Source organism: Klebsiella sp. HMSC09D12, assembly GCF_001808475.1.
GTDB lineage: Bacteria > Pseudomonadota > Gammaproteobacteria > Enterobacterales > Enterobacteriaceae > Klebsiella > Klebsiella oxytoca.
The window spans coordinates 1-26,920 of record NZ_KV793502.1; the positions used below are offsets into that span (position 1 = coordinate 1).

20 protein-coding genes are annotated in these 26,920 nt (G+C 54.7%); 3 read left to right on the top strand and 17 right to left on the bottom strand.

The genetic code is table 11. The features are described from left to right. Positions 1-279 precede the first annotated feature (279 nt). From HMPREF3178_RS21675 to cysJ, 5 genes are all read right to left on the bottom strand, one after another. The gene (locus tag HMPREF3178_RS21675) at positions 280-579 is read right to left on the bottom strand and encodes a hypothetical protein (RefSeq protein ID WP_004104991.1); all 300 of its coding nucleotides are present in this window, start codon (positions 577-579) and stop codon (positions 280-282) included. Positions 580-711: 132 nt separating this feature from the next. Further along, a complete protein-coding gene (locus HMPREF3178_RS21680; RefSeq protein WP_017145481.1) occupies positions 712-1,098 on the bottom strand; it encodes a hypothetical protein in 387 nt (128 codons plus the stop codon). Between the two features lie 648 nt (positions 1,099-1,746). After that, the gene (gene cysH / locus HMPREF3178_RS21685; RefSeq protein WP_004104993.1) at positions 1,747-2,481 is read right to left on the bottom strand and encodes a phosphoadenosine phosphosulfate reductase; all 735 of its coding nucleotides are present in this window, start codon (positions 2,479-2,481) and stop codon (positions 1,747-1,749) included. A gap of 95 nt (positions 2,482-2,576) precedes the next feature. Further along, entirely contained in the window at positions 2,577-4,289 is a 1,713-nt protein-coding gene (gene cysI, locus HMPREF3178_RS21690; protein ID WP_004104995.1) for an assimilatory sulfite reductase (NADPH) hemoprotein subunit, read from the bottom strand. After that, positions 4,289-6,088, bottom strand: a complete 1,800-nt coding sequence (gene cysJ / locus HMPREF3178_RS21695) for an NADPH-dependent assimilatory sulfite reductase flavoprotein subunit (protein WP_017145480.1) — start codon at positions 6,086-6,088, stop codon at positions 4,289-4,291. Before cysJ ends, cysI begins: the two co-directional genes overlap by 1 nt. Before the next feature lie 318 nt (positions 6,089-6,406). Here cysJ and queD point away from each other — a divergent pair, with 318 nt between their 5' ends. After that, positions 6,407-6,769: a 6-carboxytetrahydropterin synthase QueD gene (gene queD, locus HMPREF3178_RS21700; RefSeq protein WP_004104999.1), complete on the top strand. Its 363-nt coding sequence runs from the start codon at positions 6,407-6,409 to the stop codon at positions 6,767-6,769. A gap of 90 nt (positions 6,770-6,859) precedes the next feature. On the opposite strand, the gene HMPREF3178_RS21705 is transcribed toward queD, so the two are convergent. Both HMPREF3178_RS21705 and queE read right to left on the bottom strand, forming a co-directional pair. Then, positions 6,860-7,648, bottom strand: coding sequence for an SDR family oxidoreductase (locus HMPREF3178_RS21705; protein WP_017145479.1), 789 nt, complete (start codon positions 7,646-7,648; stop codon positions 6,860-6,862). A 188-nt stretch (positions 7,649-7,836) separates the two neighbouring features. Then, entirely contained in the window at positions 7,837-8,508 is a 672-nt protein-coding gene (gene queE, locus HMPREF3178_RS21710; protein WP_004105003.1) for a 7-carboxy-7-deazaguanine synthase QueE, read from the bottom strand. A 460-nt stretch (positions 8,509-8,968) separates the two neighbouring features. Between queE and HMPREF3178_RS21715 the strand changes: the two genes are divergently transcribed. Then, positions 8,969-10,078, top strand: coding sequence for an SDR family oxidoreductase (locus tag HMPREF3178_RS21715; protein ID WP_017145477.1), 1,110 nt, complete (start codon positions 8,969-8,971; stop codon positions 10,076-10,078). A gap of 66 nt (positions 10,079-10,144) precedes the next feature. On the opposite strand, the gene eno is transcribed toward HMPREF3178_RS21715, so the two are convergent. From eno to rlmD, 6 genes are all read right to left on the bottom strand, one after another. Next, positions 10,145-11,443: a phosphopyruvate hydratase gene (eno, locus tag HMPREF3178_RS21720; protein WP_004105008.1), complete on the bottom strand. Its 1,299-nt coding sequence runs from the start codon at positions 11,441-11,443 to the stop codon at positions 10,145-10,147. Positions 11,444-11,523: 80 nt separating this feature from the next. After that, positions 11,524-13,161: a glutamine hydrolyzing CTP synthase gene (gene pyrG / locus HMPREF3178_RS21725; RefSeq protein ID WP_004105009.1), complete on the bottom strand. Its 1,638-nt coding sequence runs from the start codon at positions 13,159-13,161 to the stop codon at positions 11,524-11,526. A gap of 227 nt (positions 13,162-13,388) precedes the next feature. Next, complete coding sequence (gene mazG / locus HMPREF3178_RS21730) at positions 13,389-14,189, bottom strand: nucleoside triphosphate pyrophosphohydrolase (RefSeq protein ID WP_004105011.1); 801 nt, start codon at positions 14,187-14,189, stop codon at positions 13,389-13,391. Positions 14,190-14,217: 28 nt separating this feature from the next. Continuing rightward, a complete protein-coding gene (locus tag HMPREF3178_RS21735; protein ID WP_004105013.1) occupies positions 14,218-14,550 on the bottom strand; it encodes a hypothetical protein in 333 nt (110 codons plus the stop codon). A gap of 98 nt (positions 14,551-14,648) precedes the next feature. Further along, on the bottom strand, positions 14,649-16,886 hold the full coding sequence (relA, locus tag HMPREF3178_RS21740; protein WP_004105015.1) for a GTP diphosphokinase: 2,238 nt from the start codon (positions 16,884-16,886) through the stop codon (positions 14,649-14,651). A 97-nt stretch (positions 16,887-16,983) separates the two neighbouring features. After that, complete coding sequence (rlmD, locus tag HMPREF3178_RS21745; RefSeq protein ID WP_017145476.1) at positions 16,984-18,327, bottom strand: 23S rRNA (uracil(1939)-C(5))-methyltransferase RlmD; 1,344 nt, start codon at positions 18,325-18,327, stop codon at positions 16,984-16,986. Between the two features lie 124 nt (positions 18,328-18,451). Here rlmD and barA point away from each other — a divergent pair, with 124 nt between their 5' ends. Further along, the gene (gene barA, locus HMPREF3178_RS21750) at positions 18,452-21,205 is read left to right on the top strand and encodes a two-component sensor histidine kinase BarA (protein ID WP_004105019.1); all 2,754 of its coding nucleotides are present in this window, start codon (positions 18,452-18,454) and stop codon (positions 21,203-21,205) included. Between the two features lie 40 nt (positions 21,206-21,245). On the opposite strand, the gene HMPREF3178_RS21755 is transcribed toward barA, so the two are convergent. The 4 genes from HMPREF3178_RS21755 to gudP form a co-directional block, all read right to left on the bottom strand. Then, on the bottom strand, positions 21,246-22,385 hold the full coding sequence (locus HMPREF3178_RS21755; protein WP_004105021.1) for a glycerate kinase: 1,140 nt from the start codon (positions 22,383-22,385) through the stop codon (positions 21,246-21,248). Between the two features lie 71 nt (positions 22,386-22,456). Continuing rightward, positions 22,457-23,797 (bottom strand): glucarate dehydratase, encoded by a 1,341-nt coding sequence (gudD, locus tag HMPREF3178_RS21760; protein ID WP_016807599.1) that lies wholly within the window; start codon positions 23,795-23,797, stop codon positions 22,457-22,459. A 19-nt stretch (positions 23,798-23,816) separates the two neighbouring features. Continuing rightward, positions 23,817-25,157 (bottom strand): enolase C-terminal domain-like protein, encoded by a 1,341-nt coding sequence (locus HMPREF3178_RS21765; RefSeq protein ID WP_017145475.1) that lies wholly within the window; start codon positions 25,155-25,157, stop codon positions 23,817-23,819. Continuing rightward, on the bottom strand, positions 25,154-26,512 hold the full coding sequence (gudP, locus tag HMPREF3178_RS21770) for a galactarate/glucarate/glycerate transporter GudP (RefSeq protein ID WP_004105031.1): 1,359 nt from the start codon (positions 26,510-26,512) through the stop codon (positions 25,154-25,156). Before gudP ends, HMPREF3178_RS21765 begins: the two co-directional genes overlap by 4 nt. Positions 26,513-26,920: the final 408 nt, after the last annotated feature.

Genomic DNA, 26,920 nt, shown 5'->3' on the forward strand with positions numbered 1-26,920 from the left:
TAAAAAACATAACAGCGGCACTGCTTTAACTATTTCCTGCATAGTACGAACTCCGTTTCATGTCATACCTATCCCGTGTGTATCCTTTACCGTCTCCACGGCTTACATCCGCCAGAAAAGATCCTTCTGCCATTGCAGAAGCGCCAGTCATAATTGCGCTTGCTGGCCAACCTGCAGGTGAGAAAGGGCATTTACTGTCCCTCTGGCAGGGCTGCGTACCCTTCTCTGGCCAATGAAAGCACGCCACGACAATCCACGTAACCGATCCGGTGGGTTTTGTTAGTACGATTCGAAAAAATCTTTAGATATGCCCGGAAAGCTCATCCCTGACAGTATCCACCCCGCCGCCGAAAATAACATGCGCAGCAAACGTTTTACGCAATAACCAGAGAGCAAATAGCTCGGAAAAACCGGATGCAGATGGTAAATCAATAAAACGCGCGCAGGCATTGTATGCCGCTGGAAATGCGTCTGGAACCAAAACGCAGTGACGGTAGAGCGAACTGCAGAAGCGGTGATAGTTGTAGCGTGATGGTTCAGGTAAATCATATTTATATCCATTTCCTGTGAGGCAGCCATACGATCTGCCTGGGTAGTCGATATCGCACTGCGTTCCATTTTTAATAATCAGTAACCTTTCCGCGCTATTCTTAAGTTTCTCGTTTATGTTTTCGACGGCCCAATTTTTCCTGGTTCACTCGTAAATAATCATTAATTTATCGCGTATGATGAGAGAACATTCCTTCTTAATCCCTTCAATTTACGCAGAAAATTGTTCTGTCGTTTGCTTTTCTGATGTCTTCTCGGTTGAGGGAAAGTGCTGCTTTCTTGAGAACAGGCAGTTCCCGGTTCATCTACCAGAATGCCGCAAAAAAGTTTGAAAATTCTTTGATATTTACTGATAAGGTTTGTTCTGAAAGAAACTGCATCAGATAGTGTGTCGAATGCAAACTCGTCCGTACCAGATTGCTGAATGAAATGTTCATCTTCGAGATATATACATCGTTTACCGGCACTTTTGGCGTAACAGCGTTCAATTAACCCTTCAAGGGAGATATAATAATTGTCTTTTGTAACTATTTCCTTTTCAAAGAACATGACGCTACCTTGCGCTTTATTTAAGATAAATATCCCCAGCAGACATAAATACAGAGAGGCATAAGCAAGGCGTTCAGAAAAACATTACGGTATTCATATGGTGCAAGAAAATGTGAAATTTATTCGTTCTGTATTCGCCCTGAAGGAAAAAATATAAATATAATTCGTAGTCTGTGTCAAGCCGGGAAGAAACAAGAAATTAGCGCGTAGCGGATAATTATTAGATAAGCTCGTAATAAAACATGAATCACTTACGTTGTTCATCCATGCCGGCTACACAACTAACAATAAGAATATATGAATCAATAATGAATTCATAAAATGAGATTCTTAGTTGCAGCAAAACCCAGGAAAGCCCAGGCTTGTGTTGAACACGGGCCGCAGAAAATTGAGTCGAATCCCGGCAGCTTATCTTTCGGCCTTCCCATGCCAGTTTCAGCACCCGGTTGTGTTGAAGGAGCTACGGTTATGCCTAAAATACGGTGCTGCTCAGCCGATTAAGCGATCGCAGCACCATCTTACTGTTGATTTTTCGGGATGGCAGAAGCCAGGAGCGTGATGGCCATCATGCCCTGGCCACCGCTAAACAGAGCTCTGCTATTTTACCCCGCTTTTATGGGAATACGCAGGGCAGCGCCGGGACTCATATTAACCTTCGTGCAACCCGCACTCTCTTTTCAGGCCAAAGAAGCGCGTTTCTTCCTCCGCCATCCCCGGCTCCCATTTGCGCGTGGTGTGGGTATCTCCTACCGACAAATAGCCCTGATCCCAAAGCGGATGATATTTCAGGCCGTGCTTTTGCAGATACTGGTAAACCGTGCGGTTATCCCAGTCGATGATCGGCAGCACCTTAAACACGCCACGCTGGATCGCCAGCACCGGTAAGTGGGCGCGACTGCCGGATTGCTCGCGGCGCAGGCCCGCAAACCAGGTTTGCGCGTTCAGCTCTTGCAGTGCCCGGTTCATCGGCTCAACCTTGTTGATGTCATTATATTTTTCAATGCCCTCAACGCCCTGCTCCCACAGTTTACCGTAGCGCGCTTCCTGCCAGGCGGAGCTCTCCTTCGCCCGATAGACCTTCAGGTTCAGGTTGAGTTTGTCCGTTAACTCATCGATAAACTGGTAGGTTTCGGGGAACAGATAGCCGGTATCGGTCAGAATAACCGGGATATCCGGGCGCACCTGATTGACCAGATGCAGGCTCACCGCCGCCTGAATACCAAAGCTCGAAGAGAGCACGTATTCCCCCGGCAGATTTTCCAGCGCCCACGCAACGCGCGCTTCCGCGCTCAGCTTTTCCAGCTGACTATTGGTTTCCGCTAGCTGTAAAACGCGATCGACCTTCGGTAATGCGTTCAGCGCGTTTAAATCGAGTACGGACATAAGAACCTCATTTGCCTGTTTTTGCCGGGGCCCTGCGTTTACCCGGTCGACAAGACCGCAGGCCCGGTAAGCGAAACGCCACCGGGCAGCGGGTGTTATTCCCAGAAATCCCGGGCTGGATCGAGCACCGGACGAATAATGCCCGCACGCACCGTAAAGTCGCCGAAGCCTTCACCCGCTTCGCGCTCTTTCGCCCAGCGCCCTACCAGTTCGTCGATTGAATCGAGAATTTCCGACTCGGTAATGTTTTCCCGGTACATGCGCGGAATCCGCGTCCCGCTACGGTTGCCGCCAAGGTGCAGGTTGTAGCGGCCCGGCGCTTTACCCACCAGGCCCACTTCCGCCAGCATCGCGCGACCGCAGCCGTTCGGGCAACCGGTGACACGGGTAACGATATGCTCGTCGCCAACGCCATGTTTGCTCATCACCGCCTCGACTTTATCGATGAATGACGGGAGGAAGCGCTCGGCTTCCGCCATCGCCAGCGGGCAGGTCGGGAATGAGACGCAAGCCATCGAATTTTCGCGCTGCGGCGTAACGGCGTTCATCAGGCCGTGCTCGCGGGCCAGCTTCTCGATCTTCGCCTTCTGATCTTCCGGTACGCTGGCAATAATCAGATTCTGATTTGCCGTAATACGGAATTCGCCCTTATGGATCTTCGCGATCTTCAGCAGACCCGTTTTCAGCGGGCGGCCCGGATAATCAAGGATACGTCCGTTTTCAATAAACAGCGTCAGATGCCAGTTATTGTCGATACCTTTCACCCAGCCGATACGATCGCCGCGGCCGGTGAACTCGTATGGACGAATCGGTTCAAACTTGATGCCCGCCCGACGCTCCACTTCTGCTTTAAAGGTCTCAACGCCAACGCGCTCCAGGGTGTATTTGGTTTTCGCATTTTTACGGTCGGTACGGTTGCCCCAGTCGCGCTGGGTCGTCACCACCGCTTCCGCTACCGCCAGGGTATGCTCCAGCGGCAGATAGCCAAACTCGCTCGCCGTACGAGCGTAGGTTTTCTTATTGCCGTGCTCAATCGATAAACCGCCGCCCACCAGCAGATTAAAGCCCACCAGCTTGCCGTTTTCAGCAATAGCCACGAAGTTCATATCGTTCGCGTGCAGATCGATATCGTTCTGCGGCGGGATCACCACGGTCGTTTTAAACTTACGCGGCAGATAGGTCTGGCCGAGGATCGGTTCTTCATCGGTGGTGGCGACTTTCTTTTGATCCAGCCAGATCTCGGCATAGGCGCGAGTGCGCGGCAGCAGGTGCTCGGAGATCTTCTTCGCCCATTCATAAGCTTCGGCGTGCAGCTGAGACTCGTTCGGGTTGGACGTACAGAGCACGTTACGGTTCATGTCATTAGCGGTGGCCAACGCATCCAGTCCGACCGAATGCAGCATCTGGTGCACCGGCTTGACGTTCTTCTTCAGAATGCCGTGAAACTGGAAGGTCTGACGGTTGGTCAGACGGATACTGCCGTAGATGGTGTTATCGGCGGCGAATTTATCGATCGCCTGCCACTGTTTGGTGGTGATCACCCCGCCCGGCAGGCGGCAGCGCAGCAGCATCGCGTGACGCGGCTCCAGCTTCTGCGCCGCACGTTCGGCGCGGATATCGCGGTCATCCTGCTGATACATACCGTGAAAACGGATCAGCAGAAAGTTATCGCCTTTAAAACCGCCGGTCAGGCCGTCATTCAAATCTTCCGCAATGGTGCCGCGCAGGTAGTTGCTTTCGAGCTTCATGCGCTCGGCGTCAGTCAGTTTACCTTCGACCACCAGCGGGCCTGGATGTTTTTCGCTCATTAGTAGACATCTCGCTGATAACGGCGCTCTACGCGCAGCTCACTTAAAAATTCGTCCGCCGCTTCGGCGTCCATCGCGCCGTATTCGGCAATCACTTCCAGTAACGTCTGCTCAACGTCTTTTGCCATACGATTGGCATCGCCGCAGACATAAATATGGGCACCGTCGTTAATCCAGCGCCACAGTTCGGCTCCCTGCTCGCGCAGTTTGTCCTGAACGTAGACTTTTTGTTGTTGATCGCGGGACCAGGCCAGGTCGATGCGGCTCAGCACGCCTTCTTTGACGTAGCTCTGCCACTCCACCTGATAGAGGAAATCTTCAGTAAAGTGCGGGTTGCCGAAGAACAGCCAGTTCTTACCCTCTGCGCCTTCCGCCGCGCGCTGCTGCATAAACGCGCGGAAAGGCGCGATGCCGGTACCGGGACCAATCATGATCACCGGCGTTTCCGGGTTCGCAGGCAAACGGAAGTTATCGTTATGCTCGATAAAAACGCGAACTTCGCCGTCTTCTTCGACGCGGTCGGCCAGGAAACTGGAAGCGCCGCCGGCACGAGCGCGACCTTCAATATCATAACGCACTACGCCAACGGTGACGTGGACTTCGCTTTCCACTTCCGCCTGCGAAGAGGCGATCGAGTAGAGCCGCGGCGTCAACGGGCGCAGCAGGTCAACCAGCGCCTGGGCATCCAGCTGCGCCGGCGAGAAACGCACCATGTCGACGATCGGCGTGGTTGCGGCGTAGTGCTGAAGCTGTGCCTTATCGCCCACCAGCGGCAGTAAAGACTCGCTGCGGGTTAAGGTGGCGTAGTTTTCCACGATATTGGCGGTGTTGACCGTCAGCTCAAAATGCCATTCCAGCGCTTCAGCAAGCGGTAGCGTTTTGCCGTCGACCGTGACCGGTTCCGTACCTGTTAGCCAGAGCAGCTCCACCAGCTCCTTCACCAGCGCCGGATCGTTCTGATACCAGACGCCCAGCGCATCGCCCGGCTGATAGCGCAGGCCGGAGTCGCCGAGGTCGATTTCAATATGGCGCACATCCTTTTCTGAATCACGGCCGGTGATTTTCTGATTCACCGCCAGCGTCGCAGTCAGAGGCGCCTCTTTGGTATACGGGCTGGTGTGGATTTCATTCACCGCCCCGCTGGTAACCAGCTGAGACGGAGAAGCAGCGGGCGCGCGCGCTTTCAGCACCTCAACCACGCGGGCGCGCCATTCGGCAGCGGCGCTCTGATACTCCACATCAGCGTCAACCCGATCCAGCAGGCGTTCACCGCCCAGCTCGGCCAGCTTGTTATCAAAATCCTTGCCGGACTGGCAGAAGAATTCATAGGAGGTATCACCGAGGCCAAACACGGCAAATGCCGTATCGGTTAGCTTCGGCGCTTTCTTCGAGAACAGGAACTTATGCAGTGCGACGGCTTCTTCCGGCGGCTCACCCTCGCCTTGTGTTGACGTCACGACGACCAGCAGTTTCTCGGCGGCAATTTGTTTAAATTTATAGTCGCCTGCGTTAATCAGCTTCACATTCAGCTGCGCCGCCTGTAGATCGTCACGCAGCGCTTCAGCGATGCGGCGGGCATTGCCGGTTTGCGAGGCCGAAATCAGCGTGATGGACGGCACTTCAGCCGCCTGGGCTGGCGCAACAACCGCCGCGCCGGGCTGCTGATTCAGCATCCCCCAAAAATAGCCGGAAACCCAGGCTAGCTGGGTAGGCGTGAAGTCAGTCGTGGCCGCCTGAAGGCGCGCCATTTGCTCCGGACTCAGCGGTAGCAAATTGGAAGGTGGGGCCTGTGTCGTCATGCGTCGTTATGTTCCAGTAAGCAAAGCTGTGATTCACGCCCTGTCAACGTGATAAAACAGAAGAGAATAGAAGGTTAACGGCGCAGATAGTAACAATTAAAGAAGGGATGGAAATAACAAATAACCAAATGGACTAACCTGTTTTAGTTATAGTTATTAACAACAAAATCGATTAAATAAGTTGCTGTAATATAAAGATATAATTCCCATAAACCGCATGGATATGTCCATTTTGTGTTCAGGACCGTTTTAGTTAATGATAAAAAATGTACTTTCCGGTACCCTACGGCGGTTTTTTTGCCATATTGAGAATAAAAGATGTCCACCACGCTGTTTAAAGATTTCACTTTCGAAGCCGCTCACCGCCTGCCGCACGTACCGGAAGGCCACAAGTGCGGACGCCTGCACGGTCACTCTTTTATGGTACGCCTGGAGATTACCGGTGAAGTCGATCCCCATACCGGGTGGATCATGGATTTCGCCGAGCTGAAAGCCGCATTCAAACCCACCTACGATCGCCTGGATCACTACTATCTGAACGATATTCCGGGACTTTCCAATCCTACCAGCGAAGTCCTGGCAAAATGGATCTGGGAGCAGATGAAGCCTTTGGTTCCGCTACTCAGCGCGGTGATGATCAAAGAAACCTGCACGGCGGGCTGCGTCTATCGCGGCGAGTGATCCCTTTCGCCATCGCGTAGGTCGCCTGTTAGCGGCGCGATGGCCTTTTCACCTCTCGCCGTTTCCCGCCTCGCCTGGGCTAGTTCGCGGCTAGCGCACCAGATAACCGCCATCTACCGCCAGGATATGGCCATTCACGTAATCCGAGGCCCGGCTGGCCAGGAAGACGACTGCGCCCATCAGATCCTGCGCCTCACCCCAGCGGCCGGCCGGAATATGCGCCAGGACGCGCCTGTTTTCCTTAGGCGTGTTGCGGACGATCGCCGTCATGTCGGTCTCATAATAGCCGGGGGCAATACCGTTAACCTGAATGTTATATGGAGCGAGCTCTTCACAATAGGCTTTGGTTAACCCCGCGAGGGCATGTTTGGTTGCTGCATAAGCCGGCGACCAGCTGCCGCCTAAATAAGAAAACACCGAACAGATATTGATGATTTTGCCACAGCGGCGGGGAACCATTATTTTCGCCGCCTCATGGCTGAGCTCGAAAGCCGCCGTCAAGTTGGTCTCAATCATCGGGTCCCAGTCGGCGCGGCCAAAGCGCAGGACCTTATTCAAACGACAAATACCGGCATTGTTCACCAGGATATCGACCGTGCCGAAACGCTGGCAGCAGGCGGCGATAATGCGCTGCGGCATGCCGTTGTCGGTAATATCCGCCAGCATGAACTCCACTTCAGCGCCCTGCTGCTCAATGCGTTCACAGGTTTGGGCATTATCGACGCGTCGTCCGGGAATAAACAGATTGGCTCCCGCCGTGGCCAGAGCAAGGGCAAGAGCCTGCCCCAGTCCGCTATTCCCCCCGGTGACAATGGCGGTTTTCCCTTTGAGGGAGAAGAACTCCATAGAAAAAGCATGGGATGGCTCAATTGGCTGCATGTTTAACTCGATCCTTAAGTCAACATATCGACAGCGCGCCGGGGCGGCTGATGTACGAATCGATTATACCACCGCAGGTATGAGCGGGAATCTTAACTAGTACGCTGAAGCGAGGGGGCTTGATGAATTCATATATGAATAAAGTGCTTGCCGGACAGCTATCAGCCAGCCCGGCAAAAAAGAAGGGATCAGGCGATGTTCAGATACTTATGCGTCTGCATAGATAAACGCCAGTTGCGCGCGATGCAGGTTTCGATGCACAGGCGCGTCGCGTCCTCTTTCTGGCTAATTGGCTGCAGCGCGATGATGCGCGGCTTGTCGTCAGCCAGCGTCTCCAGCAGTTCATCGAGCGCTTCGATATCGCGCACGCGTCCAACAGGATGTTTTATTTCATCAGCTCGCTGCAGCGCCTGAGAAAGGACATCATAGCCGCCGCGCATATTCACCTTCGGCGATACCGTCACCCAGGTATGAGGCGTACAGCGAACTTCGTGAGTGCCGCTGGTTTCAATCTGGCAGCTAAAGCCGTTTTGCTCCAGCAGCGAGGTCAGCGGCGTTAAATCATGAATACAGGGCTCGCCACCGGTAATCACCACGTGTCGAGCAGTCCAGCCCTGACGCCCGATGATGGCCAGCAGATCTTCGCTACTTGCCGGGCCCCATTTATCGCTCTCTTTGGTTTTTGCCAGAATGCTGAACAGAGAGACTTCTCGATCGGCAAGTTTATCCCAGGTATGTTTGGTATCGCACCAGGCGCAACCAACCGGGCATCCCTGTAAACGAATAAAAATGGCGGGAACGCCGGTGAAGTAACCTTCGCCTTGCAAGGTCTGGAACATCTCGTTAATCGGGTACTGCATAATCATCTCTGTATTGGGTTAAGAGCGCGCATTATCGCAGATTTACTCGCGCAGATCTTGTCCTGCGCTGCGCCGCGTGGTGGCTAAGCCTAATCCTTATTGATAAAGGTCCGTCAGTTGGTCGATATCCCTATCCAGGGGCGGCTGATTTAACTAGCCTGATAATAATAAGGCTACTATTAAGCAGCATAGCTGAAATTTTTGGTGTAACAAAACATGTATCACCCTGAAAGCCAAAAATAAAAATAACAAATTTAAAAATAATAAATTTCAATGATGTACAAATGGATACACGAAATAATGAATTTATTGCCATAGCGAAGGGTCAAATTCGATCCACGACGTAAAACAACCTTAAAATAACCTTAATAAACCGTACGTTATGATCTTCACCCATTTAATATCCGTTTAATTTTTCGCGCCTAGAATCCAGTCCACCAACCATAATGAGACTGCATTCATGAATACATTATTAATTACTGGCGCGACCGGATTTCTCGGTGGAGCAGTGTTAGAAAGCATTCTGAATAAAAAGAATGCGCCTAATCTATTACTGTTAGTTCGTGCAGATAATAGTGTAGCTGCCGTAGAGCGGGTAAAGGAAAATCTGCGAAAATTCAATATTAGCGAAGAGAGACTAACGCCCCTGACGCCAGGCAACATTCTGCTGGGGGATCTGGCCAATCCGCAGCCCTTTCTCGACGACCCGCGCCTGAATCAGGTTACCCACGTGCTCAACTGCGCTGCCGTCGCCTCATTTGGTAACAACCCGCTTATCTGGAAGGTCAACGTCGAAGGTACGCTGCAGTTTGCCCGGCGGATGGCTCAGGTCAGCCGCCTTGAGCGCTTTCTGCACGTCGGCACCGCGATGTCCTGCTCGCCAGATCCCGATTCTCTGGTAGCGGAAAGCACAGCGTTTCGTGAACGCGCTGCGCATCTGGTCGAGTACACGCACTCTAAATCAATGATTGAGCGTCTCATGCGGCAGGAATGCTCAACCCTACCGCTGGCGATCGCCCGTCCCTCTATTGTTGTTGGCCACACTCATCACGGCTGTCAGCCCTCCAGCAGTATTTTCTGGGTATTCAGCATGGGGCTGATGCTGCAAAAATTTATGTGTTCGATGGAAGACCGCATTGATGTGATCCCCGTCGATTACTGTGCCGATGCGCTGCTGATGCTGCTTGTCAGCCCGCTGGCGCGCGGAGAAGTGGTGCATATTTCTGCGGGGGAAGAAAACAGCGTAAGGTTTGCGGATATCGATAACGCAATGGCCTCCGCCCTCGAACAGGCGCCGGTCGGCGATAAATACGCGCAGGTCAGCTATGAAACGCTGGTCAAAATGCGTCGTGAGCTGAAGGCTATTTTTGGCCCCTGCAACGAACGGCTGATGCTAAAAGCCATGCGCCTTTACGGCGCCTTCGCCACGCTCAACGTACGATTCAGCAACGACAAGCTGCTCAGCATGGGTATGCCAAAACCGCCGCGCTTTACCGATTACATTGACCGCTGCGTACAGACCACGCGCGGGCTTTCTATCCCGCAGCAAATGGCGGTAGATTTTAAGTAGCCACTTTTGTAGAGATAAAAAAAGCCAGCCCGTAGGCTGGCTTTTTCATATCAGATTAAGACAGGCTTATGCCTGACCTTTGATCTCTTTACGACCGTTGTACGGCGCTTTTTCACCCAGCGCTTCTTCGATACGAATCAGCTGGTTGTATTTAGCAACGCGGTCAGAACGGCTCATAGAACCAGTTTTGATCTGGCCTGCAGCGGTACCAACAGCCAGGTCAGCAATGGTAGCGTCTTCAGTTTCGCCAGAACGGTGAGAGATAACGGCAGTGTAGCCAGCGTCTTTCGCCATTTTGATCGCAGCCAGAGTTTCGGTCAGAGAACCGATCTGGTTGAATTTGATCAGGATGGAGTTAACGATGCCTTTCTCGATACCTTCTTTCAGGATCTTGGTGTTGGTTACGAACAGATCGTCACCAACCAGCTGGATTTTGTCGCCCAGTACTTTAGTCTGGTATGCGAAACCGTCCCAATCAGATTCGTCCAGACCGTCTTCGATAGAAACGATCGGGTACTGTTTGGTCAGCTCTTCCAGGAAGTGAGTGAACTCTTCGGAAGTGAACGCTTTGTTGCCTTCGCCGGCCAGAACGTATTTACCGTCTTTGTAGAATTCAGAAGCCGCGCAGTCCATCGCCAGAGTGATGTCTTTGCCCAGCTCGTAGCCAGCGGCTTTAACGGCTTCAGCGATAACAGCCAGCGCTTCAGCGTTGGAACCCAGGTTCGGCGCGTAGCCACCTTCGTCACCAACAGCAGTGTTCATGCCTTTAGCTTTCAGAACTTTAGCCAGGTTGTGGAACACTTCAGAACCCATACGTACGGCTTCTTTCAGGGATTTAGCGCCTACCGGCTGAATCATAAATTCCTGGATGTCGACGTTGTTGTCAGCGTGCTCGCCGCCGTTGATGATGTTCATCATCGGAACCGGCATGGAGTATTTGCCCGGGGTGCCGTTCAGCTCAGCGATGTGCTCGTACAGCGGCTGACCTTTAGAAGCAGCGGCAGCTTTGGCGTTAGCCAGAGAGACGGCCAGGATAGCGTTCGCACCGAAGTTAGATTTGTTTTCAGTACCGTCCAGGTCGATCATGATTTTGTCGATGCCAGCCTGATCTTTGGCATCTTTGCCCAGGATTGCCTGAGCGATCGGGCCGTTTACCGCAGCAACAGCTTTCAGTACGCCTTTACCCATGAAACGGGACTTGTCGCCATCGCGCAGTTCCAGCGCTTCGCGGGAGCCAGTAGAAGCACCTGACGGAGCAGCTGCCATACCGACGAAACCACCTTCCAGGTGTACTTCGGCTTCAACAGTCGGGTTACCACGGGAGTCGATGATTTCACGACCGATGACTTTAACGATTTTGGACATTAGGTTTTCCTCAGTACAAGTTAAACTAAAACTCCAGACAAACAATGCACCCGGATGGGTGCATTGCCGTTCTAACTCTTTTACTTCGCCTGACGCTTCTGGTACTCGCCAGCGGCTTTCACAAAGCCGGCAAACAGCGGGTGACCATCACGCGGCGTCGAAGTAAACTCCGGATGGAACTGACAGGCGACGAACCACGGATGGTTAGGCACCTCGATGATCTCGACCAACTGATCATCCCCGGAACGGCCCGCAATGCGCAGGCCCGCATTTTCAATCGGCTTCAACAGCATGTTGTTGACTTCGTAGCGGTGACGATGGCGCTCAGTAATGGTTGGTTCGCCATACAGCTGGCGCACCAGGCTATCTTCAGCCAGCTGGCACTGCTGTGCGCCGAGGCGCATCGTGCCGCCGAGATCGCTCTTATCAGAGCGAACTTCGACATTACCGTCTTCATCACGCCATTCGGTAATCAGGGCCACGACCGGGTACTTACAGTCTGGCACAAATTCCGTTGAGTTGGCGTTTTCCATCCCCGCTACGTTGCGCGCAAACTCAATCAGCGCAACCTGCATACCCAGGCAAATACCCAGATATGGAATGTTGTTTTCACGCGCATAGCGCGCGGTAGCGATCTTACCTTCGACGCCGCGATAGCCGAAGCCGCCAGGAATCAGGATAGCGTCTAAATTCTTCAGAATTTCGACGCCGCGCGTTTCCACATCCTGCGAATCAATCAGCTTGATGTTGACGGTAACGCGATTTTTCAGACCGCCGTGTTTCAGCGCTTCAATCACTGATTTATAGGCATCCGGCAGTTCAATGTACTTGCCGACCATACCGATAGTGACTTCGCCTGCCGGGTTCGCTTCTTCGTAGATAACCTGTTCCCATTCGGCCAGGTTCGCTTCCGGACAGTTTAAGCTGAATCGTTTACAAATATAATCGTCCAGCCCCTGAGATTTCAACAGGCCCGGAATTTTATAAATGGAATCGACGTCTTTCATCGAAATAACGGCTTTTTCTGGCACATTGCAGAACAAAGCAATTTTGGCGCGTTCGTTCGCCGGAATGGCGCGATCGGAGCGGCAAACCAGAATGTCTGGCTGAATACCGATGGAGAGCAGCTCTTTTACGGAGTGCTGGGTCGGTTTGGTTTTGACTTCGCCCGCGGCGGCCATGTATGGCACCAGGGTCAAATGCATAAACAGGGCGTTTTCACGACCGATATCCACCGCCAGCTGCCGAATCGCTTCAAGGAACGGCAGCGACTCGATATCGCCTACGGTACCGCCGATTTCAACCAGCACCACATCATGACCTTCGCCGCCCGCCAGCACGCGCTCTTTAATCGCGTTGGTGATGTGCGGGATCACCTGCACGGTCGCGCCCAGATAGTCGCCACGACGCTCTTTGCGCAGGACATCAGAGTAGATACGGCCGGTGGTGAAGTTGTTGCGACGAGTCATCTTGGTGCGAATGAAGCGCTCGTAGTGACCTAAGTCCAGATCGGTTTCAGCGCCGTCTTCGGTAACGAACACTTCCCCGTGTTGGATTGGGCTCATGGTACCCGGATCGACGTTGATGTACGGATCCAGTTTCATCATGGTCACGTTAAGCCCACGGGCTTCAAGAATGGCTGCGAGGGAAGCTGCGGCAATGCCTTTACCCAGAGAGGATACGACCCCGCCGGTCACAAAAATATAGTTCGTTGTCATGCTGAACCTGAGAAGTTAGGTTTAAAAGACGATGGAATAACCAGGACGGGAAAGCAGTATACCCGATCATGACTGACGCCACAAACTTTCATTATCCCTCCTTTTCATCAGGCCCACACAAACGCGGGGAGTGAGAAAATAGCCGCTTTTGGCGAAATGTTTTTGACGTAAATCAAGCGCTTGTTATTTAAAAAATCACACAAATAGCGCTTGATCACGAAAACTCTTTAGAGATCAGTTTCCTGGCGTTTTACTTCCTGCCACACCTGCTCCATAGTATCGAGGTCGACGCCGGTCATTTCCAGGCCGCGCGCGGCGACAATCCGCTCAACTTCACGGAAGCGACGTTCAAATTTGAGATTGGCTTTTTGCAACGCAACCTCGGCTTTGACGCCTAAATGGCGGGATAAATTGACCGTTGCAAACAGCAGGTCGCCAACTTCCTCCTCCAGTTTAGCTTCATCCACCACGGCCTGCTGCGCTTCATGCATCACTTCATCTATTTCTTCATGAACTTTATCCAGCACCGGTCCGAGAGAGGTCCAGTCAAAACCCACCGCCGAGCAGCGTTTTTGGATTTTATGCGCGCGCATCAACGCCGGAAGGCTATGCGGAATATCGTCCAGCGCGGAGTGCTGGGACTTTTCCGCTCGCTCAGCGCTTTTGATCTGCTCCCAGCGGGCCAGCGCTTCGCTGCTGCTACCGGCGGAGGCATCGCCGAAAATATGTGGGTGGCGGCGCTCAAGCTTGTCGCTGATAGCGGCGCAGATATCGCTGAAATCAAAGCGCCCCTCTTCCTGCGCCATTTGAGCGTAGAAGACAACCTGGAACAGCAGATCGCCCAACTCGCCGCGCAAATCGTCAAAATCTTCGCGGGAGATGGCGTCGAGCACTTCATAGGTTTCTTCAAGCGTATAGGGAGCGATGGTGGCAAACGTCTGCTCTTTGTCCCACGGACAGCCGTTTTCCGGATCGCGTAGCCGCTGCATAATGCCGAGCAGCCGTTCCATCTCATTATTTGCCTTCATAGTTATTGATCCTGCACTTTTCATCATTTCAGTCACGCCATTCGCGTTTCGGTTTTGGCAAGCCGCCGCGTATTACAAAAACATAAACTATGCCGTGCAGCACGATAAATACCAACGCCAGCATGCGCACCGGGTCGTCAATATAGCGGATTTGCGACGAAAGCATGTTAAAAGGAAACTCCCCTTTCACCGTCACGCAAAGCTGCACAAACATGGCAAGGGCATTTGCAGCGCGGCATATCAGGTGTGAACTCAAGGATCCGTCTGGCGAATAAACGATAAAAAACAGCCAGATTTGCACAGCGATCAGCGTGAGGGATGAGAGGAGATAAAGAATAAAGAAACTTAAGCTCAAATCCATTGAAGCCTATCCAGTAAGCCAGCGCCCGTCGGGGAGCTCCATGGCTATCAGGGTAAAAACGCAGCTGTTAGCTGAGCTGCGTTTTTACCGTTTTCCTTTTACCCGCCGTGCAGGCGACGGGCGTCGATGACGTCCGGAACCTGATTCAGCTTGCCAAGTACCCGGCCCAGAACCTGCAGGTTGTAGATCTCAATGGTCATATCGATGGTTGCCATCTGCTGCTTCGTATCGCTGCGGCTGGCAACGCCCAGCACGTTGACCTTCTCATTGGCGAGAATAGTAGTGATATCGCGCAGCAGGCCGCTACGATCGTTGGCCTGGACCCGCACCACCAGCGAGTAGCCCGCCGAGTAGCTCTCTCCCCACACTGCGTCAACGATGCGCTCCGGAGCATGAGACTGTAGCTCCGCGAGCTGATCGCAATCCGCCCGGTGCACCGAGATCCCTCGGCCCTGGGTGATAAAGCCCACAATCTCGTCGCCGGGGATCGGCTGGCAGCAGCGCGCAATGTGGTGCATCAGATTGCCGACGCCTTCCACCACCACGCGACCATTGTCTTTGCTGCGATTCTGCGGAGTATAGGTTTTCTGCTGCAGCTGCTTAAGTGCTGCCGCATCCTGCTCCGCCGCGCTGGGCTTATTAAACTGCGCCTGCAGGAAATTAACCATCTGGTTGAGGCGAATATCGCCGCCGCCAATCGCCGCCAGCAGTTCGTCCTGCTCATTAAAGTTGTAGCGCGGCAGCAGATACTTTTCCGCATCCTTCAGGCTGATGCCCAGATGCTCCAGCTCATCATCGAGGATCTGCCGTCCGGCAAGAATATTCTTGTCGCGATCCTGCTTGCGGAACCAGGCATGAATTTTAGAACGCCCGCGGCTGGTAGTGACGTAGCCAAGGTTCGGATTCAGCCAGTCACGGCTTGGGTTAGGCTGCTTTTGAGTGATGATTTCAATCTGGTCGCCCATCTGCAGCTGATAGGTGAACGGCACAATACGTCCGCTGATTTTCGCCCCGATGCAGCGGTGACCGACATCGCTGTGAATATGGTAGGCAAAATCGAGCGGAGTCGAACCCGAAGGTAAATCCACTACGTCACCCTTCGGCGTAAAGACATAAACCCGGTCGTCAAAGACCTGGCTACGCACTTCATCCAGCATCTCGCCGGAATCGGCCATCTCTTCCTGCCAGGCGATCAGTTTACGCAGCCATGCAATGCGATCTTCATAGCCGCGTCCGCCGCTGGCCCCCGCGCTGGCGCCCTCTTTGTACTTCCAGTGCGCAGCCACGCCCAGCTCGGCATCTTCATGCATCTGGCGGGTACGGATCTGAATTTCGATCGTCTTGCCGCCGGGACCAAGCACGACGGTATGAATGGACTGGTAGCCATTGGGCTTAGGGTTGGCGACGTAATCATCAAACTCATCCGGCAGATGGCGGTAGTGAGTATGCACTATCCCCAGCGCGGCATAGCAGTCCTGCAGGCGCTCGGCGACAATCCGCACCGCCCGCACGTCAAACAGCTCGTCGAAAGCGAGATGTTTTTTCTGCATTTTGCGCCAGATGCTATAGATATGCTTAGGACGACCGTAAACCTCAGCCTTGACGCCCTCAGTTTTCATTTCCGTGCGTAAGTGGCTGACGAACTCGTCAATGTAATGTTCACGATCGATGCGCCGCTCGTGCAACAGCTTAGCGATGCGTTTATATTCCGCCGGGTGCAGATAGCGGAAGCAGTAATCTTCAAGCTCCCACTTAAGCTGGCCGATCCCCAGACGGTTGGCCAGCGGCGCGTAAATATTGGTGCACTCTTTCGCCGCCAGCACGCGCTCATCTTCCGGCGCATCTTTCACTTCACGCAGATGGGCAATACGCTCGGCGATTTTAATCACCACGCAGCGGAAGTCATCAACCATCGCCAGCAGCATGCGGCGAATGTTGTCCACCTGTTCAGAGGAGACCGAATCCGTATGGGTGGCTTTAAGCTGACGTATCGCGGCCATATCCCGCACGCCGTGGATCAGGGTGACGACGGATTTCCCGACGCTCTCCTGCATGATTTCTTCGCTGACGACGTTGCCATCCGCCAGCGGGAATAGCATCGCCGCTCGCAGCGTATCGATGTCCATACTGAGCATGGAGAGAATTTCTACCATCTCCACGCCGCGCCATAGCAGGAGATCGGCCTGCGGGTGTCCCTGCGTTTTCTCTCGACAATAATCCCAGGTTTCGGCTAAGCGTTCACACGACTGCTGGCTGGAAATTCCCAGACTCGCGATCCATTTCTTCGGGTCAAATTCACCAGCTTTATTTAAATGTGCACTTCTTACCGCAACCATTGTCCTCTCCTTAAGGGACCGCCTGCCGAAGTCGGCAAGCCTCAACTTTTACACTTCATCCTTCAAACCGCATCAACGTTGGCGTTCGTCTTTTATCTCAGTCGCCTGCGCCTGTGGATGCCGCTGCACTGCGATTTGAATGATTCTTGTGCTCAAACAACACCATTGATTCCAGATGACCGGTATGCGGGAACATATCCAGCATCGCCAGGCGTTGAATGGTATATCCCGCCTGCAATAAAACGTCGCTATCGCGCGCCAGAGTCGCCGGATTACAAGAAACATACACCACCCGACGCGGCGCTAATTTAATTATATGTAACATAACGCCCGCCGCACCGGCGCGCGCCGGGTCGAGCAGAACTTTATCAAAACCGTGCTTCGCCCACGCCTGGCGGGTGACGTCCTCTTCAAGATTTTCATGAAAGAACGTCACATTATGCAACGCGTTCAGCGCCGCGTTTTCTTGCCCCTTCGCCACCAGCGCCGGAACACCTTCAACCCCCACGACCTGCGCCGCGCGCTTTGCCAGCGGCAGGGTAAAGTTGCCCATGCCGCAAAAGAGATCCAGCACGCGATCCTGAGGCTGGATATCCAGCCATTCCAGCGCCGTATGCACCATGAGCTGGTTTACGCCGTCGTTGACCTGAATAAAGTCGCGCGGACTGAACACTAAGCGTAGACCGTCGGACGTATACCAGGGCGCTTCCCCGCGAATCTGTTCCAGTATCTCGCTTTGCGGGGCGAGATACAGTGAAAGACCGTGAGATTGCGAAAAACGTTCCAGCTTTTCTTTATCTGCAGCCGGAAGGGCCGCGGTATGGCGTAAAACCATCAGCGGGCCGTTGTCAGCCTGCACCAGCTCCACGTGGCCAAGCTGACGCAGCGATTGCAATCCGCTGAGACATTCTCGTACCGCGGGCAGTAGCGCACCAAGAGTGGGCACCAAAACAGGGCACTGCACCACATCAACAATTTCGCTGGAGTTGGCCTTCCGGAAGCCTATCTGTAATTGTTGGGTCTTTGGCTGATAATTCAAGCTCAGACGCGCCCGGCGGCGATAGCCCCACGGCGAAGCGGCTATAATGTCATCAACCTCGCGCTTCATTAACCGCGCGAGGGCGGCGCGTTTGCTCTGCTGCTGCAGCTCAACGCTGGCGTGCTGCTGCTGACATCCGCCGCAGATACCAAAATGCGGACAGCGCGGCGCCTGCCGCTGCGGGCTGTCGCTAAGACGGCGTTTAACCTGCGCGCGGGCATACTGTTTTTTATCCTCGACCAGGACCACTTCGGCCTGCTCCTGCGGTAATAAACCGCTAACAAACAGCGCCTTACCCTGGTGACGCGCAACGCCCTGCCCAAAGGGATCAAGGTCATTTACTGTAACGGTTATGATCTGGCGCGTCGTCACACGCCGTTTTGCAGAGTAGAATTGCGCCATCGTAGAGATTTGTCTCAATTAAATATACTGACTCTATACACGAGTTCTTTCAGGGTGAGCCAGCGTAACCAATGCCTCAGCAGCCTGTAAGGATGATGTATATATTCTCCCATAATGGAACCGCATGACCAACTACAGCCTTCGTGCCCGCATGATGATTCTTATTCTGGCGCCAACCGTTCTGATCGGTCTGCTGCTCAGTATATTCTTCGTCGCACACCGCTATAACGACCTACAGCGCCAGCTGGAAGATGCCGGAGCCAGTATCATCGAACCGCTGGCGGTCTCCAGTGAATATGGCATGAATTTGCAAAACCGCGAGTCAATCGGGCAGCTGATCAGCGTGCTGCATCGCCGCCATTCCGATATTGTGCGCGCCATTTCCATCTATGACTCGCACAACAGGCTGTTTGTCACCTCCAACTTTCAGCTCGATCCCGGCGAACTTCAGCTACCAAAAGGGGCGCCTTTTCCCCGCCGTTTAAGCGTGATTCGTCACGGCGATTTGATGATTTTGCGCACCCCAATTATTTCAGAAAGCTATTCACCGGATGAATCACCGGGAAGCGATGCCAAGATGCCGGACAATATGCTGGGCTACGTGGCGCTGGAGCTGGATCTCAAATCGGTGCGGCTGCAGCAGTACAAAGAGATCTTCATCTCCAGCGTGATGATGCTGTTCTGCATCGGCATCGCGCTGATCTTTGGCTGGCGACTGATGCGCGACGTGACCGGGCCGATTCGCAACATGGTGAATACCGTTGACCGCATCCGCCGGGGCCAGCTTGATAGCCGCGTGGAAGGTTTTATGCTCGGCGAACTGGATATGCTGAAAAACGGGATCAACTCCATGGCGATGTCGTTGGCGGCGTATCATGAAGAGATGCAGCATAACGTCGATCAGGCCACCTCCGACCTGCGTGAAACGCTTGAACAGATGGAAATCCAGAACGTTGAGCTGGACCTGGCGAAAAAACGCGCGCAGGAAGCGGCGCGAATCAAATCCGAATTCCTCGCCAATATGTCCCACGAGCTGCGCACTCCGCTTAACGGCGTCATTGGCTTTACCCGCCTGACGCTGAAAACCGATTTAAATACCACCCAGCGCGATCATCTGACCACCATTGAGCGTTCAGCGAACAATCTGCTGGCCATCATTAATGATGTTCTGGACTTCTCTAAGCTCGAAGCCGGGAAGCTCATTCTGGAGAGCATTCCGTTCCTGCTGCGAAATTCGCTCGACGAGGTGGTCACGCTGTTGGCGCATTCGGCGCACGATAAGGGGCTGGAGCTGACCCTGAACATCAAAAACGATGTGCCGGATAACGTGATTGGCGACCCGCTGCGCCTGCAGCAAATTATTACTAACCTGATGGGCAACGCCATTAAATTCACCGAACATGGCAACATTGACGTGCTGGTGGAACAGCGCGCTATCAGCAATTCAAGAGTGCAAATCGAAGTTCAGATCCACGATACCGGCATCGGTATTCCCGAGCGCGACCAGTCGCGTCTGTTTCAGGCTTTCCGCCAGGCAGACGCCAGTATTTCCCGTCGCCACGGCGGAACCGGGCTGGGGCTGGTTATCACCCAGCGGCTGGTAAAAGAGATGGGCGGCGATATTTCCTTCCATAGCCAGCCTAATCGCGGCTCGACGTTCTGGTTCCATATCAGCCTCGATCTCAACCCTAACGCGGTACCCGACAGCGTACCGACCCAATGTCTGGCGGGTAAAAAGCTGGCCTACATTGAGGCTAACGCAGCGGCGGCGCAGTGCACCATGGAGCTGCTGGCGACAACGCCGCTGGAGGTGGTCTACAGTCCGACGATGACTGCCCTACCGGATGCCCATTACGATATCCTGCTGGCGGGCATTCCGGTGTCGATACGCGATCTGAACCAGCATCGCGATAAGCTGGCCAGAGCCCGTAAGCTTGCCGATCATCTGCTGCTGGCGCTACCGTGCCACGCCCAGGTGAGCGCCGAAACGCTTAAACACGACGGTATCGCAGCCTGTCTGCTTAAGCCTCTGACCTCAACGCGCTTGCTTCCGGCGCTGACGGCCACCTGCCAGACCCAGCCGACGCTCCTGCTGCCGCGCTCCGGTAGTACAAAGCTGCCCATGACGGTAATGGCCGTCGATGACAATCCGGCGAATCTTAAGCTCATCGGCGCTCTGCTTGAAGATTTAGTCCAGCATGTCATCCTCTGCGACAGCGGCCAGAACGCCGTCGAACGAGCCAGAGAAATGCAGCAGGATCTGATTCTGATGGATATTCAAATGCCGGAAATGGACGGCATCCGCGCCTGCGAATTGATCCATCAGCTCCCTCATCAACAGCAAACGCCGGTGATCGCCGTGACGGCCCATGCTCTGGAAGGGCAGCGAGAGAAATTGCTCAGCGCGGGGATGAACGATTATCTGGCGAAGCCCATTGAGGAAGATAAGCTCTACAATCTGCTGCTGCGCTACCAGCCGGGACAGGCCGCTGCGCCGCAGGCCGCGGCGGAGCCGGTTGACCTACCGGTTAACCATGACATCACCCTCGACTGGCAGCTGGCGCTACGCCAGGCGGCGATGAAACCGGATCTGGCGCGGGAAATGCTGCAGATGCTGCTCGCTTTTATGCCGGAAGTGCGTAACAAGGTGGAAGAACAGCTGGTGGGAGAGCAGCCGGAAGGCCTGCTGGATCTCATTCATAAGCTGCACGGCAGCTGTAGCTACAGCGGTGTGCCGCGCCTGAAGAAACTCTGCCACACTCTCGAGAGCCAGCTGCGCGCGGGCACCGCCGCCGAGGAGCTGGAGCCGGAGCTTCTGGAACTGCTGGATGAAATGGACAACGTCGCGCGGGAAGCCTGTAAGCTGCAGGGAATCTAAAACGCCTGCCCCGGCTCGCGCACTGCGACCGGGGGAGAATCTATAATACCTGGCCCATTTTCAGCACGGCGGCGACGTTTCTCGCCGTCATGCGCACATTTTCGGCGGCATTTTCCAGCGCCTCATCCAGGGTGCAAATGGAATAAATAACGCTGAATACCGCATCCAGCCCGTGCTCATGGACTACGCCGACGTCCGCCGTCAGGCTCCCGGCAATCGCGATAACCGGCAGATTATAGCGTTTTGCCACCCGCGCCACGCCAACCGGCACTTTGCCGTGAATCGTCTGGCTGTCGATGCGCCCTTCGCCGGTGATCACCAGATCCGCATCCGCCACGATATCGGCAAGATGCAAAGCGTCGGTCACGATCTCAATGCCCGGCCGCAGCTTAGCCCCGCAAAAGGCATACAGGCCCGCGCCCATGCCGCCCGCCGCGCCGCCGCCTTCAAGATGCAACACATCAAGCTCTAAGTCGCGATGGATAATCTCAGCAAAATGGGCCAGCGCCTTATCGAGGCTGGCGATCATCTCCGCCGTCGCCCCTTTCTGCGGGCCAAATACTGCCGTCGCGCCCTGCGGGCCCGTCAGCGGATTGGTGACATCGCAAGCGACGTCAATGCGGCATCCGGCGAGGCGCTTATCTAACTCGCTCACGTCGATGCGCACGAGGCTCTCCAGCGCTTGTCCGCCGGCGCCAATCTGCTGGTTATCCCGGGTCAGCAGTTTCGCCCCCAGCGCCTGCACCATCCCGGCGCCGCCATCGTTAGTCGCGCTGCCGCCGATGCCGATAATAATTTGCCTGACGCCCGCGTCCAGCGCATGGCGAATCAGCTCGCCGGTACCCCATGAAGTCGTCAGAAGAGGGTTACGTCGCGCCGGCGGTACGCTCTCCAGACCGCTTGCCGCCGCCATTTCAATAAACGCGCACTGCTTATCGCCCGAAAGACCAAAAAAAGCCTCTACGGGCTCGCCGAGCGGACCGGTGACGGTGACCGCTATCCGGCATCCCTGGGTCGCGGCAACCATGGCTTCAACGGTTCCTTCGCCACCGTCGGCGACCGGCAGTTTGACGTACTCCGCATCGGAATAAACTTCCCGAAAACCTTGCTCTATCGCGGTTGCAACATCCAGCGCACTCAGGCTCTCCTTGTATGAATCCGGTGCGATCACTATCTTCATATGCTGTCCTTAAAATGAACGATTACCCGACGCCGTGCAGGAAACCGGCCCCCGAAGGGACCGGCATCTCCTTAGCGCACCATGCACGGACGCTTGTTATCAAACGTCCAGTTCGGGATCAAATACTGCATTCCCATCGCATCATCGCGCGCGCCCAGACCGTGTTTCTGATACAGCTCATGGGCTTTCATCACCTGATCCATATCGAGCTCCACGCCCAGCCCCGGTTTCGCCGGTACCTGTACCATCCCGCCTTTAATTTCAAACGGTTCTTTGGTCAGGCGCTGGTTGCCTTCCTGCCAGATCCAGTGCGTATCAATAGCGGTAATTTTACCCGGCGCGGCTGCCGCCACGTGGGTAAACATCGCCAGCGAGATATCAAAGTGGTTGTTAGAGTGCGAGCCCCAGGTCAGGCCGAACTCGTGGCACATCTGCGCCACGCGGACGGAGCCCTGCATGGTCCAGAAGTGCGGATCCGCCAGCGGAATATCCACGGACTGCAGCGACAGCGTGTGGCCCATCTGACGCCAGTCGGTCGCGATCATATTGGTCGCCGTCGGCAGACCGGTGGCGCGGCGGAACTCCGCCATCACTTCACGCCCGGAGAAGCCCTGCTCGGCGCCGCACGGATCTTCCGCATAGGCCAGAGATCCTTTCAGGTATTTACCAATTTTGATCGCTTCATCCAGCGACCACGCGCCGTTCGGATCGAGGGTCACGCGCGCCTGCGGGAAGCGCTTAGCCAGCGCGACGATAGACTCTGCTTCCTCTTCCCCGGCCAGTACGCCGCCTTTCAGTTTAAAATCGTTAAAACCATATTTCTCATATGCGGCTTCCGCCAGACGCACCACCGCATCCGGGGTCATCGCCTCATCATGACGCAGGCGATACCAGTCGCACGGGTCATCCGGCTGGCTCTGATAAGGCAGCGGTGTAGCTTTACGATTGCCGACGAAGAACAGATAGCCCAGCATTTCCACTTCGCTGCGCTGCTGTCCATCGCCCAGCAGAGACGCCACGTTCACGCCCAGATGCTGGCCCAGCAGGTCAAGCATCGCCGCTTCGATCCCGGTCACTACGTGAATTGTGGTACGCAGATCGAAGGTCTGCAAACCGCGTCCGCCGGCATCCCGATCGGCGAAAGTATTGCGTACGGCGGTCAGCACGTTTTTATATTCACCCAGCGTTTTACCGACCACCAGCGGGATCGCGTCCTCAAGGGTCTTGCGGATTTTCTCTCCGCCGGGAATTTCGCCGACGCCGGTATGGCCGGAATTATCTTTGATTACCACGATATTACGCGTGAAGAACGGGGCGTGCGCGCCGCTCAGGTTCATCAGCATGCTGTCGTGACCCGCGACCGGAATGACCTGCATAGAAGAAACAACGGGGGTCGAAAATTGTGCGCTCATAATTTAGTCCTTATTCAAATCAGTGACGGCCGAAAACGGGGCGTTTACGGTCAAAAGTCCATCCGGGGATCAGGTACTGCATTGGGCCTGCGTCATTACGCGCGCCGCCGGGCAGCTTTTTATACGCCTCATGCGCTTTCTGCACCTGATCCCAGTCCAGCTCGACGCCGAGTCCAGGCGCGTCCGGAACAGCAATTTTTCCGTGCTTAATCTCCAGCGGATTTTTGGTCAGGCGGCAATCTCCCTCCTGCCAAATCCAGTGGGTATCGATGGCCGTGGGGTTACCCGGCGCCGCTGCGCCGACGTGGGTGAACATGGCCAGTGAAATATCAAAGTGGTTATTGGAATGGCAGCCCCAGGTCAGACCCCAGTCATCGCACAGCTGCGCCACGCGCACCGCGCCGGAAAGGGTCCAGAAGTGCGGATCGGCCAGCGGAATATCCACGGCATTCAGCATCACCGCGTGGCCCATTTCGCGCCAGTTAGTGGCGATCATATTGGTTGCCACCGGCAGACCCGTGGCGCGGCGAAACTCCGCCATCACTTCACGGCCAGAGAAGCCCTGTTCGGCGCCGCAGGGGTCTTCCGCGTAGGTCAGCACCTCGTTCAGCCCTTTACACAGGGCGATGGCTTCATCCAGCAGCCAGGCGCCGTTGGGATCAACCGTAATACGCGCATCGGGAAAACGCTTTTTCAACGCGCGGGCGGTTTCGATCTCCTGCTCGCCGGGCAGCACGCCGCCTTTCAGTTTAAAATCTTTAAAGCCGTAGCGGTCCTGTGAGGCCTCCGCCAGGCGCACCACCGCCTCGCTGTTCAGCGCTTCCTGATGGCGTAGACGATACCACTCATGGTTGCCTGGCGTGCTTTCCAGATAGGGCAGATCGGTTTTGGTGCGATCGCCCACGTAGAACAGATAGCCCAGCACGGTCACCTCATCGCGCTGCTTGCCCGGCCCCAGCAGCTCGCAAACCGGCACGTTGAGCGCCTTGCCCAGCAGATCCAGCAGCGCAGCCTCCAGCGCCGCCACCGCGTTCACCCGCAGCTCGAATGTCCAGGCGCCTTTACCAAAAGTATCAAAGTCCGCGGCCTGGTTGCCTTTATGCACCTGCTGAACCACTTTGTTCAGGCGGGCGACTTCCTGGCCTAATACCGTCGGGATGGCATCCACCAGCGTCTGATAAATCACTTCGCCGCCCGGTGCTTCGCCGACCCCGGTATTGCCGGCGTTATCGGTCAGCACCACAATATTGCGGGTAAAGTACGCATTATGCGCGCCGCCGATGTTAAGCAGCATACTGTCCTGCCCGGCCACCGGGATAACCTTCATATCGGTGATAATAGGGCTCGATTGCGTTGTCATGATGATTTTCCTGCGACAGGTTTCAGTTCGATACGTTTAATATCGCCCACCAGTACCAGATAGCTCAGCACCGCCACCAGCGCATGAACGCCCACATAAATCAGCGCGCCGTTAAACGAACCGGTGGTGCCAACGATGTAGCCGATAGCAATGGGCGTCACGATACCGGAGATATTGCCGAACATGTTGAACAGACCGCCGCTCAGGCCGCTGATCTCTTTCGGCGCCGTATCCGCCATAACCGCCCAGCCCAGCGCACCGATGCCTTTACCGAAGAAGGCCAGCGCCATGAAGCCGATAATCATCCACTCCACGTTGACGTAGTTACAGAACACCATCACCATCGACAGCAGCATCCCCATGACGATAGGCGTTTTACGTGCGATGTTCAGCGAGCCGGTACGACGCATCAGCCAGTCGGAAATAATCCCGCCGAGAACCCCGCCCGCGAAACCGCAGATCGCCGGAACCGACGCGACAAAACCGGCCTTCAGGATCGACATGCCGCGCGCCTGCACCAGATAAACCGGGAACCAGGTGATAAAGAAATAGGTCAAAGCGTTAATGCAGTACTGGCCGATATAGACGCCAATCATCATGCGAGAACCCAGCAGCTGCTTGATTTGCCCCCATTTTACGCTAAACGGCACCTTAGCTTTGGCCGCCGCCTGATCCATATTGATCAGCGCGCCGCCTGCGGCGATGTAATCGAGCTCTTTTTGGTTTACACCCGGATGCTGGTTAGGTTCATGAATCACCTTCAGCCAGACAAAGCTGATGATAATGCCGAGACCGCCCATAAAGAAGAACACGTGCGACCAGCCCACCTCATGCGTCAGCCAACCCATGATCGGCGCAAAAATAACGGTGGCAAAATATTGCGCGGAGTTAAAGATAGCCACCGCCGTGCCCCTCTCCTGCGCCGGGAACCACGCCGCGACGATCCGGCTGTTGCCGGGGAAGGAAGGCGCTTCGGCCAGGCCGACAAGAAAACGCAGGGTGAACAGCGCGACGATAATGCCGAAGCCGCTAAAAATATCGACGAAACCCTGCAGCAGGGTAAACATGGACCAGATAAAAATGGACCAGAAGTAGACGCGTTTAGAACCGAAGCGGTCAAGCAGCCAGCCGCCCGGGATCTGGCCGATCACGTAGGCCCAGGAGAACGCGGAAAAGACGTAGCCCATGCCAACGGCATCAAGACCAATATCTTTGGCCATCTCCGAACCGGCAATGGATAAGGTGGCGCGGTCGCCGTAGTTGAAGGATGTGACGATAAACAACATCACCACTATCCAGTAGCGAGCATTGGTGCGCTTTTCCGCGCCGCCTGCCGCCTGACTTAATGAACTCATTGTTGCACTCCTGAATCATAGCGTTAGCTACGTTCATTCTGAACAGCACAACCTGTAGGGTACTCAGAATGACGTGTTAGTGTTTTTCATAATTTTCGTTATATCTGGCACTGCATTTTTAACTGGCAGGAAAAGTATAAAAAGAGGGGCTGACGGGCTCACCGTGCAAATACACAGCTTTCGCCGCCTGAGTAAATCTGATTTATGGCTTATGCCTAATGAGATGGGGGATGGTTCACGGAAATGAAAAGCCGCGCCCGTTCATAGACGCAAAGCGCGGTGCAAAAGACAGGAGTGTGAATCAACTCTCTTGACCCCGTGAAATAGCCCGGTAAAGACCATGGCATTACACAGGTTTTAAGGCAAATGCCCGAAGCCGTGCGCCTGAAGAATTGCTACGATGATTTT

Coding starts and splice junctions, on each gene's coding strand:
- HMPREF3178_RS21675 (WP_004104991.1), bottom strand. CDS start 579: ATGGCTGCCTCACAGGAAATGGATATAAATATGATTTACCTGAACCAT.
- HMPREF3178_RS21680 (WP_017145481.1), bottom strand. CDS start 1,098: ATGTTCTTTGAAAAGGAAATAGTTACAAAAGACAATTATTATATCTCC.
- cysH (WP_004104993.1), bottom strand. CDS start 2,481: ATGTCCGTACTCGATTTAAACGCGCTGAACGCATTACCGAAGGTCGAT.
- cysI (WP_004104995.1), bottom strand. CDS start 4,289: ATGAGCGAAAAACATCCAGGCCCGCTGGTGGTCGAAGGTAAACTGACT.
- cysJ (WP_017145480.1), bottom strand. CDS start 6,088: ATGACGACACAGGCCCCACCTTCCAATTTGCTACCGCTGAGTCCGGAG.
- queD (WP_004104999.1), top strand. CDS start 6,407: ATGTCCACCACGCTGTTTAAAGATTTCACTTTCGAAGCCGCTCACCGC.
- HMPREF3178_RS21705 (WP_017145479.1), bottom strand. CDS start 7,648: ATGCAGCCAATTGAGCCATCCCATGCTTTTTCTATGGAGTTCTTCTCC.
- queE (WP_004105003.1), bottom strand. CDS start 8,508: ATGCAGTACCCGATTAACGAGATGTTCCAGACCTTGCAAGGCGAAGGT.
- HMPREF3178_RS21715 (WP_017145477.1), top strand. CDS start 8,969: ATGAATACATTATTAATTACTGGCGCGACCGGATTTCTCGGTGGAGCA.
- eno (WP_004105008.1), bottom strand. CDS start 11,443: ATGTCCAAAATCGTTAAAGTCATCGGTCGTGAAATCATCGACTCCCGT.
- pyrG (WP_004105009.1), bottom strand. CDS start 13,161: ATGACAACGAACTATATTTTTGTGACCGGCGGGGTCGTATCCTCTCTG.
- mazG (WP_004105011.1), bottom strand. CDS start 14,189: ATGAAGGCAAATAATGAGATGGAACGGCTGCTCGGCATTATGCAGCGG.
- HMPREF3178_RS21735 (WP_004105013.1), bottom strand. CDS start 14,550: ATGGATTTGAGCTTAAGTTTCTTTATTCTTTATCTCCTCTCATCCCTC.
- relA (WP_004105015.1), bottom strand. CDS start 16,886: ATGGTTGCGGTAAGAAGTGCACATTTAAATAAAGCTGGTGAATTTGAC.
- rlmD (WP_017145476.1), bottom strand. CDS start 18,327: ATGGCGCAATTCTACTCTGCAAAACGGCGTGTGACGACGCGCCAGATC.
- barA (WP_004105019.1), top strand. CDS start 18,452: ATGACCAACTACAGCCTTCGTGCCCGCATGATGATTCTTATTCTGGCG.
- HMPREF3178_RS21755 (WP_004105021.1), bottom strand. CDS start 22,385: ATGAAGATAGTGATCGCACCGGATTCATACAAGGAGAGCCTGAGTGCG.
- gudD (WP_016807599.1), bottom strand. CDS start 23,797: ATGAGCGCACAATTTTCGACCCCCGTTGTTTCTTCTATGCAGGTCATT.
- HMPREF3178_RS21765 (WP_017145475.1), bottom strand. CDS start 25,157: ATGACAACGCAATCGAGCCCTATTATCACCGATATGAAGGTTATCCCG.
- gudP (WP_004105031.1), bottom strand. CDS start 26,512: ATGAGTTCATTAAGTCAGGCGGCAGGCGGCGCGGAAAAGCGCACCAAT.